Source organism: Arthrobacter sp. UYP4, from assembly GCF_057291175.1.
This window is the reverse complement of record NZ_JBXAVU010000001.1, coordinates 336,030-353,194: the sequence shown is the minus strand read 5'-3', so window position 1 is coordinate 353,194 and position 17,165 is coordinate 336,030. Positions and strand designations below refer to the sequence as shown.

The 17,165-nt window shown below is 69.8% G+C and carries 16 protein-coding genes; 5 read left to right on the top strand and 11 right to left on the bottom strand.

The annotated features are described in order from the left end of the window. The first annotated feature begins 10 nt into the window (after positions 1 to 10). Genes tal through pgl form a run of 5 tightly spaced genes read left to right on the top strand, consistent with a single transcriptional unit; the run spans position 11 to position 6,073 of the window. Positions 11 to 1,120: a transaldolase gene (gene tal, locus AC0Z9V_RS01575; RefSeq protein ID WP_485140509.1), complete on the top strand. Its 1,110-nt coding sequence runs from the start codon at positions 11 to 13 to the stop codon at positions 1,118 to 1,120. 5 nt (positions 1,121 to 1,125) lie between these two features. After that, positions 1,126 to 2,784: a glucose-6-phosphate isomerase gene (locus AC0Z9V_RS01570; RefSeq protein ID WP_485140508.1), complete on the top strand. Its 1,659-nt coding sequence runs from the start codon at positions 1,126 to 1,128 to the stop codon at positions 2,782 to 2,784. Then, a complete protein-coding gene (gene zwf, locus AC0Z9V_RS01565; protein ID WP_208741094.1) occupies positions 2,777 to 4,321 on the top strand; it encodes a glucose-6-phosphate dehydrogenase in 1,545 nt (514 codons plus the stop codon). The genes AC0Z9V_RS01570 and zwf overlap by 8 nt, the downstream gene beginning before the upstream one ends. Continuing rightward, the gene (locus AC0Z9V_RS01560) at positions 4,318 to 5,247 is read left to right on the top strand and encodes a glucose-6-phosphate dehydrogenase assembly protein OpcA (protein WP_133081879.1); all 930 of its coding nucleotides are present in this window, start codon (positions 4,318 to 4,320) and stop codon (positions 5,245 to 5,247) included. The genes zwf and AC0Z9V_RS01560 overlap by 4 nt, the downstream gene beginning before the upstream one ends. A 4-nt stretch (positions 5,248 to 5,251) precedes the next feature. Beyond that, a complete protein-coding gene (gene pgl / locus AC0Z9V_RS01555) occupies positions 5,252 to 6,073 on the top strand; it encodes a 6-phosphogluconolactonase (RefSeq protein WP_133081878.1) in 822 nt (273 codons plus the stop codon). A gap of 77 nt (positions 6,074 to 6,150) precedes the next feature. On the opposite strand, the gene secG is transcribed toward pgl, so the two are convergent. The 11 genes from secG to AC0Z9V_RS01500 form a co-directional block, all read right to left on the bottom strand. Continuing rightward, complete coding sequence (gene secG / locus AC0Z9V_RS01550) at positions 6,151 to 6,402, bottom strand: preprotein translocase subunit SecG (protein WP_043445180.1); 252 nt, start codon at positions 6,400 to 6,402, stop codon at positions 6,151 to 6,153. A 52-nt stretch (positions 6,403 to 6,454) separates the two neighbouring features. Beyond that, a complete protein-coding gene (tpiA, locus tag AC0Z9V_RS01545; RefSeq protein ID WP_208741089.1) occupies positions 6,455 to 7,270 on the bottom strand; it encodes a triose-phosphate isomerase in 816 nt (271 codons plus the stop codon). A 114-nt stretch (positions 7,271 to 7,384) separates the two neighbouring features. Beyond that, positions 7,385 to 8,635: a phosphoglycerate kinase gene (locus tag AC0Z9V_RS01540; protein ID WP_485140507.1), complete on the bottom strand. Its 1,251-nt coding sequence runs from the start codon at positions 8,633 to 8,635 to the stop codon at positions 7,385 to 7,387. A 10-nt stretch (positions 8,636 to 8,645) separates the two neighbouring features. Beyond that, positions 8,646 to 9,656, bottom strand: a complete 1,011-nt coding sequence (gene gap / locus AC0Z9V_RS01535; RefSeq protein WP_133081875.1) for a type I glyceraldehyde-3-phosphate dehydrogenase — start codon at positions 9,654 to 9,656, stop codon at positions 8,646 to 8,648. A gap of 260 nt (positions 9,657 to 9,916) precedes the next feature. Then, entirely contained in the window at positions 9,917 to 10,546 is a 630-nt protein-coding gene (locus tag AC0Z9V_RS01530; protein WP_208741084.1) for a superoxide dismutase, read from the bottom strand. 118 nt (positions 10,547 to 10,664) lie between these two features. Further along, positions 10,665 to 11,645 carry a DNA-binding protein WhiA gene (gene whiA / locus AC0Z9V_RS01525; RefSeq protein ID WP_133081873.1) on the bottom strand — a complete coding sequence of 327 codons (981 nt, stop codon included), beginning with the start codon at positions 11,643 to 11,645 and terminating at the stop codon, positions 10,665 to 10,667. A gap of 10 nt (positions 11,646 to 11,655) precedes the next feature. Next, a complete protein-coding gene (locus tag AC0Z9V_RS01520) occupies positions 11,656 to 12,681 on the bottom strand; it encodes a gluconeogenesis factor YvcK family protein (RefSeq protein ID WP_133081872.1) in 1,026 nt (341 codons plus the stop codon). Then, positions 12,681 to 13,580, bottom strand: a complete 900-nt coding sequence (gene rapZ, locus AC0Z9V_RS01515; protein WP_459267845.1) for an RNase adapter RapZ — start codon at positions 13,578 to 13,580, stop codon at positions 12,681 to 12,683. The genes AC0Z9V_RS01520 and rapZ overlap by 1 nt, the downstream gene beginning before the upstream one ends. 101 nt (positions 13,581 to 13,681) lie before the next feature. Then, complete coding sequence (uvrC, locus tag AC0Z9V_RS01510) at positions 13,682 to 15,724, bottom strand: excinuclease ABC subunit UvrC (RefSeq protein WP_485140506.1); 2,043 nt, start codon at positions 15,722 to 15,724, stop codon at positions 13,682 to 13,684. Between the two features lie 76 nt (positions 15,725 to 15,800). Next, positions 15,801 to 16,469 carry a lysophospholipid acyltransferase family protein gene (locus tag AC0Z9V_RS01505; protein WP_485140505.1) on the bottom strand — a complete coding sequence of 223 codons (669 nt, stop codon included), beginning with the start codon at positions 16,467 to 16,469 and terminating at the stop codon, positions 15,801 to 15,803. Further along, a complete protein-coding gene (locus tag AC0Z9V_RS01500; RefSeq protein WP_485140504.1) occupies positions 16,456 to 17,112 on the bottom strand; it encodes an HAD hydrolase-like protein in 657 nt (218 codons plus the stop codon). The genes AC0Z9V_RS01505 and AC0Z9V_RS01500 overlap by 14 nt, the downstream gene beginning before the upstream one ends. Positions 17,113 to 17,165 lie beyond the last annotated feature (53 nt).

Here is a 17,165-nt window from a genome sequence, read left to right as displayed (position 1 = left end):
GGAGCACACCATGTCAACACCCACAGCTGACCTCTCGGCCGCCGGCGTATCCATCTGGCTCGACGACCTCTCACGGGAGCGCATCAACTCGGGCGCCTTCAAGCACCTCATCGAGGACCGCAACGTCGTGGGCGTCACGACCAACCCGAGCATCTTCGCCGCCGCTCTGAAGAAGGGCGAGTCCTACGCCTCCCAGGTCGGGGCACTGGCGGAGGCCGGCGCCGATGTGGACCAGGCCGTCTTCGACATCACCACCCACGACGTCGCCCAGGCCTGCGACATCTTCGCCGAGGAGGCCAAGCGTACGCACGGCGCCGATGGCCGCGTCTCCATCGAGGTCGATCCCCGCCTGTCCCGCGATACCGCCGGGACCATCGCCGAGGCCAAGCGCCTGCACGCCAAGGTGCAGCGCACCAACGTGCTCATCAAGATCCCGGCGACCGTCGAGGGCCTCGAAGCGATCTCCTCGACCCTGGCGGCCGGTATCAGCGTGAACGTGACACTGATCTTCTCGCTCGAGCGCTACCGCGCCGTGATCAACGCGTTCATGGTGGGCCTCGAGCAGGCGAAGGAGAACGGCCACGACCTCGCCAGGATCCACTCGGTCGCCTCCTTCTTCGTCTCCCGCGTCGATGCCGAGATCGACGCACGGCTCGACGCCGTCGGGACCGACGAGGCGAAGGCACTCAAGGGCAAGGCGGGACTCGCGAACGCACGCCTCGCCTACCAGGTCTTCCAGGAGCAGTTCTCCTCGGAGCGCTGGCAGGTCCTGAAGTCCGCCGGCGCCAACGCGCAGCGTCCCCTCTGGGCATCGACGGGCGTCAAGGACCCGAACCTCCCGGACACGCTCTACGTCGCCGGCCTCGTCGCAGCGGACGTCGTGAACACCATGCCGGAGAAGACGCTCGAGGCGATGGCCGACCACGGCGTCGTCGAGGGCGACACCATCACGGGCACGTACGCGGAGTCCAACGAGGTCCTGAACCAGCTCGACGCGATCGGCATCTCGTACGACGAGGTCGTCGAGCAGCTCGAGACCGAGGGCCTCGACAAGTTCGTCGCCAGCTGGTCGGAGCTCCTCGAGACCGTCCAGACCGCACTCGACGCTTCGAAGGGCTGATCCCCATGGGCTCATTCGCACTGACCGCGTCCGGCGCGGCGCTCGCCGCGGTCGAGTCGGCGGTACCCGCACTCGTGCAGGAACGCTTCGCCTCCCGGCTGATGGCGAAGGACCCCACCCTGTGGGGCGGTGACGCCGAGTCCGAAGCCTCGGTCCGCCTGGGCTGGATCGACCTGTTCGAGGGCTCGCGCGCACTCCTCCCGGAGATCGCGGGCCTCCGCGCCGATCTCCTGGCCGAAGGGGTGGACCGGATCGTGCTGTGCGGCATGGGCGGCTCCTCGCTCGCGCCGGAGGTCATCACGAAGGAGGCGGGCGTCCCGCTCGTCGTCCTGGACGCCACCGACCCCGACCAGGTGCGCGCGGCCCTCGAGGAGGACCTGCAGCGCACCGCGATCGTGGTGTCGTCGAAGTCCGGCTCCACCGTCGAGACCGACTCGCAGCGCCGGCTGTTCGAGCAGGCGTTCACCGACGCCGGCATCGACGCGGCGTCGCGCATCGTCATCGTGACCGATCCGGGGTCTCCCCTCGATGAGGCGTCACACAAGGCGGGCTACCGGAAGGTGTTCAACGCCGACCCCCAGGTCGGCGGCCGGTACTCGGCCCTCACGGCCTTCGGCCTGGTGCCGTCCGGCCTCGCCGGCGCGGACATCGAGACACTGCTGGACGACGCGGAGGACAGTGCGGAGTTCCTCGGCGACGACGTCGACGACAACGTCGGCCTGCAGCTCGGCGCCGTCCTGGGCGGGACCAGCCCGCTCCGCGACAAGATCGTCTTCGCCGATGCCGGATCCGGGCTGCCCGGCTTCGCCGACTGGGCGGAACAGCTCATCGCGGAGTCCACCGGCAAGCTCGGCACCGGGCTGCTTCCCGTCGTCGCCTCCAGCGGCGCACCCGAGCTCGCGGAGGTGGCCGACGACGTCTTGCCCGTCCTCCTGGCCCCGTTCGACGAGGCTCCCACCGACGAGCTCACCGACGGCACCAGGCTGACGGTCAGCGGTACCCTGGGCAGCCAGCTGTTCGTCTGGGAATACGCGGTCGCCGTCGCGGGACGCCTGCTCGGCATCAATCCCTTCGACCAGCCCGACGTCGAGGCGGCCAAGAAGGCCGCGCGCGGCCTGCTGGACGCCCAGCCCGAGCCCTCCCCGGCGGCCTTCGTCGACGGCGCCGTGGAGGTGCGCGGCGACGCCGGCCTGCTCGGGTCGTCGAGCACGGTCGAGGAAGCCCTCGAGGCGCTCCTCGCCGCACTCCCCGCGAACGGCTACCTCTCGGTCCAGGCGTACCTCGACCGGCACCGGCAGGCCGCACTCGAGGAGATCCGGTCACCGCTGGCCGCCGCCACCGGCCGACCGGTCACGTTCGGTTGGGGCCCGCGCTTCCTGCACTCCACGGGCCAGTACCACAAGGGCGGCTCGCCCATCGGGGCGTACCTCCAGCTGACCGGTGCAGCGCACGAGGACCTCGCCATCCCGGACCGGCCGTTCACGTTCGGTGAGCTGATCTCCGCGCAGGCCGCGGGCGACGCCCAGGTCCTCGCCGACCATGGCCGGCCCGTGCTCCGCCTCCACCTGACGGAACGCGAGGCGGGCGTCGCCCAGCTGCGGCGCGTCGTCTCGGCACTCGCCGCGTCCGGCCGGGACGAGCGGGGAACGGACGGGCATGCCTGACGGCACGACGGCGAGAGCCACCAATCCGCTACGCGACCCCCGGGACAGGAGGCTCAGCCGGATCGCCGGCCCGTCCTCGCTCGTCCTGTTCGGTGTGACCGGCGACCTCGCCCGGAAGAAGCTCATGCCGGCCATCTACGATCTCGCGAACCGGGGGCTCCTGCCCCCGAGCTTCGGCCTCGTCGGCTTCGGCCGCCGGGACTGGAGTAACGAGGAGTTCGTGGAGCAGGTGAAGGACTCCGTCACGCAGCATGCCCGCACGCCGTTCAACGAGACCGTCTGGGAGCAGCTCTCCGCCGGCATCCGCTTCGTCCGGGGCGAGTTCGACGACGACGACGCCTTCAAGAACCTCAGGGAGTGTATCGAGGAACTCGACCAGAGCAGGGGGACCCGGGGGAACCACGCGTTCTACCTCTCGATCCCGCCCAACGCGTTCGAGGCCGTGTGCCAGAAGCTCTCCGAGCACGGCCTGGCGCAGCCCGACGACGGCCAGTGGCGCCGCGTGGTCATCGAGAAGCCCTTCGGGCACGACCTCGAGTCCGCGCGGGAGCTGAACAGCATCGTCGAGGAGGTCTTCCCTCCGGACGCGGTGTTCCGGATCGACCACTACCTGGGCAAGGAGACGGTCCAGAACATCCTGGCCCTGCGCTTCGCCAACCAGCTCTTCGAGCCCCTGTGGAACGCGAACTACGTCGACCACGTGCAGATCACCATGGCCGAGGACATCGGGATCGGCAGCCGCGCAGGCTACTACGACGGTGTGGGCGCTGCCCGCGACGTCATCCAGAACCACCTGCTCCAGCTGCTCGCCCTGACGGCCATGGAGGAACCGATCTCGTTCGACGCCGACCACCTCCGGTCCGAGAAGGAGAAGGTCCTCGCGGCCGTCTCCCTCCCCGCCGACCTCACCGGCCGGTCCGCCCGCGGACAGTACGAGGCCGGCTGGCAGGGCGGGGAGCGCGTCAACGGCTTCCTCGAGGAGGAGGGCATCCCCGCCGACTCCACGACGGAGAGCTTCGCTGCGCTCCGGCTGGACATCAACACGCGCCGCTGGGCCGGCGTCCCGTTCTACCTGCGCGCCGGCAAGCGGCTGGGGCGCAGGGTCACGGAGATCGCCGTCGTCTTCAAGCGGGCCCCGAACCTCCTGTTCCGGGACCACAACGAGGAGGATTTCGGCCAGAACGCGGTCGTCATCCGGGTCCAGCCCGACGAGGGCGTCACGATCCGCTTCGGCTCCAAGGTGCCCGGCACCCAGACGGAGGTCCGCGACGTGACCATGGACTTCGGGTACGGGCATTCGTTCACCGAGTCCAGCCCCGAGGCCTACGAGCGACTCATCCTCGACGTCCTGCTCGGTGAGCCGCCACTCTTCCCGCGCCAGCAGGAGGTGGAGCTGTCCTGGCAGATCCTCGACCCGTTCGAGAAGCACTGGGAGTCCCTCGACGGCCAGCCCGATCCCTATGTCCCGGGGAGCTGGGGTCCCGCATCCGCCGACGAGCTGCTCGCAGCCGATGGACGAACCTGGAGAAGGCCATGATCGTAGAGCTTCCCGACACCACGACCTCCAAGGTGTCCAAGGAGCTGATGGCGATGCGCGAACGCGGCGGCGTCGTCGCCCTCGGGCGCGTGCTCACCCTCGTCGTGATCACTAGGTCGGGACAGGAGGAGGAGGCCATCGACGCGGCGAACGAGGCCAGCCGCGAGCACCCGTGCCGCATCATCGTCCTCGCCGAGGGATCGCCGGACGAGCCGACACGCCTTGACGGCCAGATCCGCGTCGGCGGCGACGCCGGGGCCTCCGAGGTGATCGTGCTGCGCGGTTACGGGGAGCTCTCCGACGAGAACGAGTCGCTGGTGTCCGCCCTCCTGCTGCCCGATGCGCCGATCGTCGCGTGGTGGCCGCACGGCGTGCCCGAGGCCGCGTCCCAGACGTCGATCGGCAGCATCGCGCACCGACGGATTACCGACTCCGCCAACGAGCCGGACCCGACGGCGGCGCTGTTCAACATCCGCAGCACCTACGCCGCGGGCGACACCGACCTCGCCTGGACGCGCCTCACCAACTGGCGCATCCAGCTCGCAGCCGTGCTGGACCAGCTCGAGGGCGACCAGCCGATCACGGCGGTCACCGTCGAGGGCGCGTCGGACTCCCCCAGCACCGTCCTGCTGGCCGCCTGGCTCACACGGGCGCTGGACGCGCCCGTCGATATCACCGCGGGGCCTGCCGGCACCGGACTCAAACGCGTGCGCCTCATGCGTGACGGTGGGGACATCGAACTCCACCGTCCGCACCACGACGTCGCCGAGCTGCACCAACCGGACCAGCCCGTCCAGCGCATCTCACTGCCGCGGCGGGGCCTGCGTGACTGCCTCGCCGAGGAGCTGAGGCGGCTCGACCCCGACGAGGTCTTCGGAGAGGTCATCACCGAAGGACTCGCCCTGACCAACCTGAGGAGCGTGTGACCGTATGAGCGCTGAACCGAAAGTCAGCATCCATCCTTCCCCGACATCCCTGGCGGCGGCCGTGGCGGCGCGACTGATCACGCGCCTGGTCGATGTGCAGAGCGACCGCGGCACGGCCACCGTGGTCCTCACGGGCGGCTCGATCGGCACGGCGGCCCTGCAGGCCGTCGTGGAATCACCGGCGCACACGGCGGTCGACTGGGCGAACGTGCACTTCTGGTGGGGCGACGAGCGGTTCCTGCGCGCCGAGGACCCGGACCGCAACGCCGTCCAGGCGCGCACCGCGTTCCTCGACCGTGTCGCCGTCGACCCCGTGAAGATCCACGAGTTCGGCTCGAAGGACGAGTTCCCCGACGAGGACGCGGCCGCCCTCGACTACGCCGAACAGCTGGCGGCGGCCGCGAAGGCCGAACGCGCGGCGGACGAGGACGCGGTACAGCCCGATCCGCGCCTGCCCCGCTTCGACGTCCTCCTGCTCGGTGTCGGACCCGATGCGCACGTCGCCTCGCTCTTCCCGGAGATGGCCGGCATCCGCACCAAGGGCGAGACGACCGTGGGGGTCGCCGATGCGCCCAAGCCTCCGCCGCAGCGCATCTCGCTGACGCTGGAGGCGATCAACACCGCCCAGGAGGTCTGGCTGTCCGTCAGCGGCAGCGACAAGGCCGGTGCCGTGGGACTGGCCCTCGCGGGAGCCGGCCATGTCCAGGTCCCCGCCGCCGGGGCGCGCGGGGTGCGGAAGACCCTGTGGCTGATCGACCAGGACGCGGCACAGAAGCTGCCCGGGCGCCTGATCGACCACGAGGACGAGGAGGAGTCCGTCGGCTGACGACGGCCCGTCGATGACGAAGGCCCCCGCTTCCTGCTGGAAGCGGGGGCCTTCTCCGTACGGTCGTGTGCTGTGCCCTACGACTCGCCGGCGAAACGCTGGATGAGGCCGAGGGCCACGATGACCACGCCCCATGCGAGTCCGAGGGCCACCGTGAACCGGTTGAGGTTGCGCTCGGCGACCCCGGACGATCCCATGCTCGAGGTCATGCCGCCACCGAACATGTCCGACATACCACCGCCACGTCCCTTGTGGAGCAGGATCAGGAGGGTCAGCAGGAGACTCGTGATCCCGAGCAGGACGAGCAGGATGATACGGAGGATTTCCACGGGGCCCTTTCAAGGCTCGGTAGCCGCTCAGCGGAGCGGCCGGCGCACGGAACTAGTCTGTCACCAGATGCTGTTCGAACCTGACAATACTAGCAAACTCGGACACGTCGAGGCTCGCACCGCCGACGAGCACGCCGTCGACGTCGCGCTCCTTGAGGATGCTCGCGGCGTTCGCCGCTTTCACCGAGCCGCCGTAGAGCAGGCGCGTCCTCGAGGCGGTCTCCGCATCGAAGAGGGAGCCGAGTTCGGCGCGGATGGCGGCGCACATCTCCTGCGCGTCCTCCGGTCCGGCCACCTCACCCGTACCGATGGCCCAGACGGGCTCGTACGCGACCACGAGGGCGGACGCCTGTTCCGGCGTCAGGCCTGCGACGCCCTGGCGGAGCTGCTCGAGCGTCGAGGCGACATGCGTCCCGGCCTGCCGGATCTCGAGGCCCTCGCCGACGCACAGCACGGGCACCAGTGCATGGCGGTAGGCGGCGTGCACCTTCCGGTTGAGCAGCGCGTCCGACTCGGAGTGGATCGTCCGCCGTTCGGAGTGTCCGACCAGCACGTAGGTGCAGTCGAGCTTGGCCAGGAACTGACCGGAGATGTCCCCCGTGTACGCGCCGGAATCCTCGGGTGAGAGATCCTGGCCGCCGTAGACGACGTCGAGGTTGTCACCCTTGACGAGCGTCTGGACGCCGCGCAGATCGGTGAAGGGCGGGAAGACCGAGACCTCGACGCGCGAGAAGTCGTGGCCCGCGTCGTCGAGGGTCCAGGCCAGCTTCTGCAGGAAGGTGATGCCCTGCATGTGGTCCAGGTTCATCTTCCAGTTCCCCGCGATGAGCGGGCGGCGGTCGAAGGCGCCGTTGGTCGAGGTGGTCATCGTCCTACTCCATCTGTTCGTTGCATGGGGGCGGGATCCGCGCGGCCTCGGCCCCGCAGATCCCGCTCTTCCTGTGCGCCCGTTGCCGGGCGGTCGATCGTCCCCGCCCTCCCGCTAGTCGCGGGCGAGAGCCGTGAGGCCGGGCAGTTCCTTGCCTTCGAGATATTCCAGACTCGCGCCGCCACCGGTCGAGATGTGCCCGAACTGGTTGTCGGCGAAGCCGAGGCCGCGGACGGCAGCGGCGGAGTCGCCGCCGCCGACCACGGTCAGGGCGCCGTCCGCCTGTGCGTCGACGAGGGCCTGGGCGACCGCCCGGGTACCGCCGGCGAACGCCTCGAACTCGAAGACGCCCATCGGCCCGTTCCAGAAGACGGTCCTCGCCTCGGCGATGTTCGCGGCGAAGTCCGCACCCGTCACGGGGCCGATGTCGAGGCCGATGCCGGTCGCTCCGTACGTCCCCGACTCGATGGCGTCCGCGGCGACAACGCCCGAACCGGCGTCGGCGGAGAACTTCTCCGCCACGACGATGTCGGTCGGGAGGACGAACTGCGTGCCGTCACGGGAGCCCCGCTCGAGGTAGCCGCGAACGGTCTCGATCTGGTCCTCCTCGAGCAGGCTCGCGCCCACCTTGTGGCCCTGGGCCGCGAGGAACGTGAACAGCATGCCGCCGCCCACGAGGATGCGGTCGGCCGTGCCGATCAGGTTCTCGATGACGGCCAGCTTGTCGGACACCTTGGAACCGCCGAGCACGACGACGAAGGGCCGCTGCGGATCCTTCGTCAGCCGCTCCAGGACCACGAGTTCGGCCTTGACCAGATCACCCTGGTAGGACGGCAGCAGCGCGGCGATGTCGTACACGCTCGCGTGCTTCCGGTGCACCGCACCGAAGGCGTCGTCCACGTAGGCGCCGTCCGGGCCGGCCAGGTCCGCGATCTCGCGGGCGAAGGCCGACCGCTCGGCGTCGTCCTTGCTCGTCTCACGCGCGTCGAAGCGCACGTTCTCGAGGACGAGCACCTCCCCCTCGGCCAGGGCTGCGGCCGCGCTGCGGGCACCCTCACCCGTGGTGTCCGGCGCGAGCGTGACCGGGAAGTCCGCGAGGTCCCGGAGGACGTCCACGGCCGGCTCGAGCGAGTACTTCTGCTCGGGTGCGCCCTTGGGCCGTCCGAGGTGCGCCAAGACGATCACGGCCGCCCCTGCCTCGCTCAGCCTGCGGAGAACGGGCAGGGACGCGCGTACGCGGCCGTCGTCGGTGACCTTTAACTCCGGGACGTCGCCCTCGAGGGGCACGTTGAGGTCCGAGCGCACGAGGACACGGCGTCCGCGGACGCCTTCGGCGAGGAGGTCGTCGAGCGTTGCGTAAGCCACGGGCGATCGCCTAGGAGAGCTTGGCAGCGACGATTTCGGTCAGGTCGACCAGGCGGTTCGAGTAGCCCCACTCGTTGTCGTACCAGCCCACGACCTTGACCTGGTTGCCGAGGACCTTCGTCAGTCCGGAGTCGAAGATGCACGACGCCGGATCCGTCACGATGTCCGAGGAGACGATCGGGTCCTCCGTGTAGGAGAGGTAGCCCTTGAGCGAACCGTCGGCAGCGGCAGCCTTGTAGGCGGCATTGACCTCGTCGGCGGTGACCTCGCGGCCCAGGGTGACCGTCAGGTCGGTGGCCGAACCGGTGGGGACGGGAACGCGGATGGCGTAGCCGTCGAGCTTGCCCTTGAGCTCCGGCAGGACGAGGCCGATCGCCTTGGCCGCACCCGTGGAGGTGGGCACCATGTTGATCGCTGCGGCCCGTGCGCGGCGGAGGTCCTTGTGCGGGCCGTCCTGGAGGTTCTGGTCGGCGGTGTACGCGTGGATCGTCGTCATGAGACCGCGCTCGATGCCGAAGGAGTCGTTCAGCACCTTGGCGAGCGGGCCGAGGCAGTTCGTGGTGCAGGACGCGTTCGAGATGATGTGGTGGTTCTCGGGGTCGTAGTCGCCGTCGTTGACGCCGAGCACCACGGTGAGGTCCTCGTCGGACGCTGGGGCGGAGATCAGGACCTTCCTGGCGCCGGCATCGATGTGCTTCTGCGCGTCGGACGCCTTGGTGAAGAACCCGGTGGACTCGATCACGATGTCGACGCCGAGGTCCTTCCAGGGCAGGTTCGCGGGGTCGCGCTCTGCCAGTACCTTGACGCGCTTGCCACCGACCACGAGGTCACCGCCGTCGACCTCGACGGAGGCCTTCAGGCGGCCGGTCACGGAGTCGTACTTCAGCAGGTGGGCGAGGGCCTCGGGGCTCGTCAGGTCGTTGACGGCAACGATCTCGAGGTCTGCACCCTGCTCGAGGGCCGCGCGGAAGTAGTTGCGACCGATGCGGCCGAAGCCATTGATTCCAACACGAGTAGTCACTGGTTTCCATCTCCTTCATAGGTGGTGCCGCCGTGATGACCCTTCTCGGGTGATGCCGGCGACGAATAAATCTGGTACCGGGCACACCTTCGTGCCGAAGTGAATCGGGTCCTGCTGGCTCCCTGCGGAGCGGTGTCCGTCGCCGGAGCCGTGCGGGGACGCGTCCCTGCACGGCTCCAACCTTACTCAGCGCGGCGTTCCGCACGCACTCCGGACGTGGATCGCCCCGGTTGCGCGGGGCGTGTGGTGGTGGCGGCCGGTCAGCGGCCGGGCGTGATGAGCACCGAAGCGCCGGTGCGTGCCGCCTGGAAGCGGGTCTGGACGTCGGCCCAGTTCACCAGGTTCCACCAGGCCTTGACGTAGTCGGGCTTGACGTTGACGTAGTCCAGGTAGAAGGCGTGCTCCCACATGTCCAGCATCAGCAGCGGCACGGTGCCCACGGGCACGTTGCCCTGCTGGTCGTAGAGCTGTTCGATCACGATGTTCTGGCCGAGCGGCTCGTAGGCGAGCACGGCCCAGCCGGAACCCTGCAGGGAGGTGGCGGCGGCCGTGAAGTGGGCGCGGAACGCGTCGAAGGACCCGAACGCGTCGTCCAGGGCCGCGGCCAGTTCACCCTCGGGCTTGTCGCCGCCCTCGGGGGACATGTTCTTCCAGAAGATGCTGTGGTTGATGACGCCGCCGACGTGGAAGGCGAGGTCCTTGGAGAGCTTGGGGATGGTCCCGAACTGCCCGGTCGCGCGGGCCTCGGCGAGCTGGGCGAGGGCGTCGTTGGCGCCCTTGACGTAGGTGGCCTGGTGCTTGGAGTGGTGCAGCTCCATGATCCGGCCCGAGATGTGCGGCTCCAGGGCCGCGTAGTCGTAATCGAGATCCGGCAGTACGTATTCGCTCACGTAGTCCTCCATGTAGTGGTCCCAGGTGCCGGCGCGCCCGTCGGCTCCAGCGGGAGCCCGGACGGCAGGCGGCCCACCTGATCAGAAGCGGGCTTGTCGTTCCATCCTATGCACTTCTTCACTCGTCGAGCATGTCCGCGGTCACATTCGCATCGGTCCCCGGGATCCCGATGTCCGACGCCCTCTTGTCCGCCATGGCGAGCAGGCGCCGGATGCGGCCGGCGATGGCGTCCTTGGTCATGGGCGGGTCCGCCAGGCGGCCGAGTTCGTCCAGGCTCGCCTGCTTGTGGGCCACCCGCAGCTCCCCCGCGTAGCGCAGGTGTTCGGGCACCGTCTCGCCGAGGATCTCGAGGGCACGCTCGACGCGCGCGCCCGCGGCCACGGCGGCCTGTGCCGACCGGCGCAGGTTGGCGTCGTCGAAGTTCGCGAGGCGGTTCGCCGTGGCCCGCACCTCCTTGCGCATCCGGCGCTCCTCCCACACCATGAGCGCGTCGTGCGCGCCCATGCGCGTCAGGAGGGCGGCGATGGTGTCGCCGTCGCGGATGACCACGCGGTCGACGCCGCGCACCTCCCGCGCCTTCGCGGCGATGTCGAGCCGCCGTGCTGCCCCGACGAGTGCCAGGGCGGACTCCGGGCCGGGGCAGGTGACCTCGAGGGAGGAGGAGCGGCCGGGTTCCGTCAGCGAGCCGTGTGCGAGGAACGCGCCTCGCCAGACGGCCTCGGCGTCCGCCGTCGAGCCGTTGACGACGGCGGACGGCAATCCCCGGACGGGGCGGCCACGGCTGTCCAGGAGTCCGGTCTGGCGGGCGAGGGACTCCCCTTCGCGCACCACGCGCACCACATAGCGGTTGCCCCGCTTGAGGCCGCCGCCCGAGACGACGATGATCTCGCTGTTGTGCCCGTAGACCTCGGCGATGGTCGCCCGGAGCCTGCGCGCCGTCGAGGCGAGGTCCACCTCGGCCTCGATGACGATCCTGCCGGAGATGATGTGGAGGCCCCCGGCGAATCTCAGCAGCGCGGACACCTCGGCCTTGCGGACCGAGGACTTCTTGACGTCGAGGTGGGACAGCTCCTCTTTGACATCGGCGGTCAGGGCCACAGATACACTCCTAGTTCTCCCCGAACATGTCGTTGTAGGACGTCGCCAGCCGCAGGGGATCATGTACGGGCTTACCGGTCGAAACTCCCACTGTACCGAAGACCGCCCGTCCGCCCATTCCTGCGACGGCCCGCTCGAACTCCTCGCGGTCTGTTACCACCGCGGGGTCGGCGAGGACCACGTCGACGGTGAAATCCGGTGCGTAGCGGGAGATCACGCTGAGGTGGTCGACCGCGCTCATGCCCTGGGTCTCCTTGGTGTCGTTCGTGAGGTTCATGGTGAGGCACCGCTTGGCGGAGGTCCGGCACAGAGCGTCCCGGAGCTCGGGAAGCAGCAGGTGCGGCAGCACCGAGGTGTACCAGGACCCCGGCCCGAGGACCACCCAGTCGGCCAGCTCGATGGCTTCCAGGGCGTCCCTGCAGGCCGGTGCTGCTGCCGGGAGGAGGCGCACGTTGCTCACGTTGCCGGTGTCGGCGGCCACGGCCAGTCGGGCCTGTCCCGTCACGGTGGTCACGCGCAGGGACCCCTGCACCTCGCTGAGCAGGTCGCCCTCGATCGTCAGGGGCACGCTGGCCATCGGCAGGACCCTGCCCCGCGCGCCGAGCAGGGCGCCGGCCCACTGCAGGCCGGCGACCGGATCACCGAGGAGCTCCCACAGCGTGACGATCAGGAGGTTGCCCATGGCGTGGTCGTCGAGTGAGCCCTCGACGCCGTCCCGGGAGGTGAAGCGGTGCTGCATCACGTCACGCCACGTGCGCCCCCAGTCCGTGTCGTCGCAGAGCGCCGCGAGGGCCATCCGGAGGTCGCCCGGTGGCAGGACACCGAGTTCGCGGCGCAGCCGCCCCGAGGACCCGCCGTCGTCGGCAACGGTCACCACGGCGGTCAGTTCCTGGGTCAGGAGCCGCAGGGCGGACAGCGACGCCGACAGCCCGTGCCCGCCGCCGAGCGCGACGACGGACGGGCCGGGGCCCGGTCCGTCACCCTTCCTGCGGGCCGCGGGCGGGACGAGAGGGAGGGACCCGGAGAACAGGGCCACTACTCACGCCCGAGGTCTCGGTGGTGAGCAGCGACCTGCACGCCCGGCAGCTGGGCCAGGCGCTGTGCGATCTCCTCGGTCACGGCGACGGACCGGTGCTTGCCACCGGTGCAGCCGACCGCGATGGTGGCGTAGTGCTTGTTCTCGCGGCGGTAGCCGTCCAGGACCGGGACGAGGGCGTGGACGTACCGGTCGATGAAGTCACCGGCGCCCTGCGCGCCGAGCACGTAGTCGCGCACGGGCGCGTCGAGCCCGGTCTGGGGTCGCAGGACCGGCACCCAGTGCGGATTCGGGATGAAGCGGACGTCGGCCACGTAGTTGGCGTCCACCGGGAGGCCGTACTTGAAACCGAAGCTCATGACGTTGAGGCGGAGGACGATGGGGCCGGACTCGGAGAACAGCTCAGTCACACTCGTCGCGAGGGCGTGCACATTGAGCTCGCTCGTGTCGATCACGATGTCCGACGTGTGCTTCAGCTCCCTGAGCACGTCGCGCTCCGCCGCGATGCCGTCGAGGATCCGGCCGTCTGCCTGCAGCGGATGCGGCCGGCGACCCTGCTCGAACCGGCGCACCAGGACGGCGTCGTCGGCGTCGAGGAAGAGCACGCGGTAGCCGACCCCGGCCGCCCGCAGCCCGTCCAGCGATGCCTTGATGTCGTTGAAGAGCTCCTTGCCGCGGACGTCGATGACCACGGCGAGCTTGGGGATGGACTGCGGCGTCCGCGCCACGAGCTCCGTGAGCGTCGTGAGCATCTGCGGCGGGAGGTTCTCCACGACGTACCAGCCATGGTCCTCGAGCGCGTTCGCGGCCGTACTGCGTCCGGCCCCGGACATGCCGGTCACGACCAGCAGCTCGGACTGGGTGGGTTTGACCGGAGTCAGGCTCGTGGCCTCAGTCATCGTGGTGCGTCCGTTCCGGCTCGTCGGGGCAGCCCGGTATGGGGGCATGCCCTGGTGTGTGCGGTCTCAGCGGCGCGCCTGCGGCCGCGTCCTCAGCCTAGCTAATCTTCGATGATCTCGCCCGTGGTCATGTTCACGGCCGGGGCGGGAGCGTCGTCCGCGTCGACGGCGAGGGAGGTGCGGATGGTTTCGGCCAGGGCAGGGCCGATGCCCGGTACCTCCACGAGTTCCTCGATGCTCGCGGCCCGGATCTTCCTGACCGAGCCGAAGTGCTTGAGCAGCGCCTTGCGCTTGGCCGGGCCGAGGCCGGCGATGTCGTCGAGGGCCGAGGCCGTCATCGACTTCCCGCGCTTCTGGCGGTGGAACGTGATGGCGAAGCGGTGTGCCTCGTCGCGGATGCGTTGCAGAAGGAACAGTCCCTGCGACGCGCGGGGAAGGATGACGGGGAAATCGCTGTCCTGGATCCACACCTCCTCGAGCCGCTTGGCGAGACCGATGACGAAGACGTCGTCGATGCCGAGGTCCGCGAGGGCCCGGGACGCGGCCGCCACCTGGGGAGGTCCGCCGTCGACGACGACGAGGCTGGGCGGGTACGCGAACCGGCTGCGCGGGATCGCCGTCGTGGTGTCGCGGATCGGTGCGCCCTGCTCGTCGACGGCGGGGTGCTCGAGGACCGATGCCTCGTCGTCGACCGGCGCGCTCTCCGGGTCGGGGGCCGCGGCGTCCCGGGTGTCGCCGGCCTCGGATGCGAGGTAGTTGCGGAACCGCCGGTAGATGACGTCGTACATGGAGGCGGTGTCGTCCCGGGCGGCGTCGCCCGTGATGGAGAACTTGCGGTACTCGGACTTCCGGGGCAGGCCGTCCTCGACGACGACCATCGAGGCCACCACGTTGGTTCCCTGCACGTGCGAGATGTCGAAGCACTCGATGCGCATCAGCGGCTGGGGCAGGTCGAGGGCCTCCTGCAGTTCCTGCAGGGCGGCCGACCGGGTGGTGATGTCGCCGGCCCTGCGGCTCTTGTGGAGGCGCAGGGCGTCCGCGGCGTTCTGCTCCACGGTGCCCATGAGGGTGGCCTTGTCACCGCGCTGCGGGACCCGGACGTCGACCCGCGCGCCCCGGAGGCCGCGGAGCCATTCGAGCATCTGGTCGGAGTTGCTCGGCAGGACCGGGACGAGGACCTCTCGGGGGATCTGCTCGTTGCTGCTGTTGCCCTCGCCGTACACCTGCTGCAGCAGGTGCTCCACGAGGTCGGGTGTCTCCATGTCCTCGACCTTCTCGACGACCCAGCCGCGCTGGCCGCGGATGCGGCCTCCCCGGACGTGGAAGACCTGGGCGGCGGCCTCCAGTTCGTCCTCCTTCAGCGCGAAGATGTCGGCGTCGGTGTCCTCGCTGAGGACCACCGTGTTGCGTTCGAACACGCGGCGCAGGGCTGCGATGTCGTCGCGCAGGCGGGCAGCCGACTCGTAGTCGAGCTCGGCGACGGCCTCCGCCATCTTCTTCTCGAGTCCGGAGATGAACTTCTTCGCCTCGCCGGACATGAAGTCGCAGAAGTCCTCCGCGAGGGCCCTGTGGTCCTCGGGGGTGATCCGGCCCACGCACGGCGCCGAGCACTTGTCGATGTAGCCGAGCAGGCACGGCCTGCCGGTCCGTTCGGCGCGCTTGAAGACGCCGGCGCTGCAGGTCCGGACGGGGAAGACCCGGATCATGGTGTCGACCGTCTCGCGGATGGCCTTCGCCGGGTAGAACGGGCCGAAGTAGCGGGTGTCCTTCTTCTTGTCCCCCCGCAGGACCTGCACGCGCGGGTACTTCTCCCCCATGGTGACGGCCAGGTACGGGTACGACTTGTCGTCCCGGAACATGACGTTGAACCGTGGGTCGAACTCCTTGATCCACGTGTACTCGAGCTGGAGCGCCTCGAGCTCGCTGCCGACGACGGTCCATTCGACGCTCGCGGCCGTGAAGACCATGGTGCGGGTCTTCGCGAGCAGCCCCTGGGGGTTGGCGAAGTAGGAGTTCAGCCGCGACCTGAGGTTCTTGGCCTTGCCCACGTAGATGACCCGGCCGTGCTCGTCGCGGAAGCGGTACACACCGGGATCGAGCGGTATCTCGCCTGTCTTGGGCCGGTATGTCACTGGGTTCGCCACGCCATTCATCCTAGGGCTGGACGGTGACATGCCCCGACCCCGGAGCGTCCTTTCCGCTGACCGCTGACGGGCGGGCCTAGTCGGTCGCAGGGCTCTGGTTGTAGTGCGGGACGCGCTCCTGGCCGGTGAGGGCGGCGATGCTGTCCATGATCGTGTCCGTCGCGCTGCGGCGTGCGGGCAGGGGGTGTCCGGCCCCGGTCTTCGCGAACACCAGGGGCTCACCGATCCGCAGGGTGAAGTGCTGCGGGCGGACGCCCTTCTTCCCCGCCGGCTGCAGGGCGTCGGTGCCGAGGAGCCCGACCGGCACCACGGGCGCACCGGTGGTGAGCGCGAGCCAGCCGACGCCCGTCCTCCCCCGGTAGAGCCGGCCGTCGCGTGAGCGCGTGCCCTCGGGATAGATGCCGACACCGTCGCCCTGCTCCAGCAGGTCGAGGAGCGTCCGGAGCGCCTGCACGCTGGCGGCCTGCTGCCCGCGCTCCACGGGGATGGAGCCGACGCCCTCGAAGAACGACTTCATCAGGACGCCCTTCACGCCCGAGCCGGTGAAGTACTCCGCCTTGGCGAAGAACGCGACCGGTCGTGGCATCAGCGCCTGGACCAGCACGCTGTCGAGGAAGGACAGGTGGTTGGGTGCGACGATGAAAGGGCCGTCCTTCGGCACGTTGCCGAGTCCCTCGACGGTGGGCCGGCACAGCGTGCTGATCAGGCCGCGGGTCGTGCTGCGCGTCAGGTCATAGACCCCCACGGAGCACCTCCAGCAGGTCGTCGGCGGTGTGCACGACCGCGGCAGCTCCCGCGTCCTCCAGTTCGCCGGGTGCGGCGAAGCCCCACCCGACGCCGATGCAGGCGATCCCGTTGGCGGCCGCGCCCTCGACGTCGTGCCAGCGGTCGCCGACCATCACCGGCCGGAGGGCGTCGGACGCGTGTCGTTCGAGCGCCGCCCGGATGATCGGGGCCTTGCCGCCGACGGTCGCGGCCTCGTCGCGCGGGGATCCGTGGACGGAGGCGAAGAGATGCCGCAGGCCCTGCACATCGAGCAGTTCCTCGGCGAGCCACTCGGGCTTCTGGGTCGCCACGGCGACCACCGCTCCCGCGTCGGTCAGCGCCTCGACGCACCGTGCGATCCCCGGGTAGGGGCGGCTGCGTGCCATGCCGGTCGCGACGTAGCCCGCGCGGTAGGTCGCCATGACCTCCTGGACCCGGGACGCCGGGACCCCTGCGAGGGCGGTGAGGGAGTGGACGAGCGGCGGCCCGACCATGGCCTGGAGGGCGTCGTCGTCGGGCTCGGGGAACCCGTGGCTCACCAGGGCCGAGCTGATGCCTCCGGTGATGGCCCCTGCCGGGTCGACGAGGGTGCCGTCGAGGTCGAAGAGTATCAGCGAATGCATATTTGCCACCGGGCAAGCTTGCCATAGCACCGGGAGGGCATGCATCATGCATG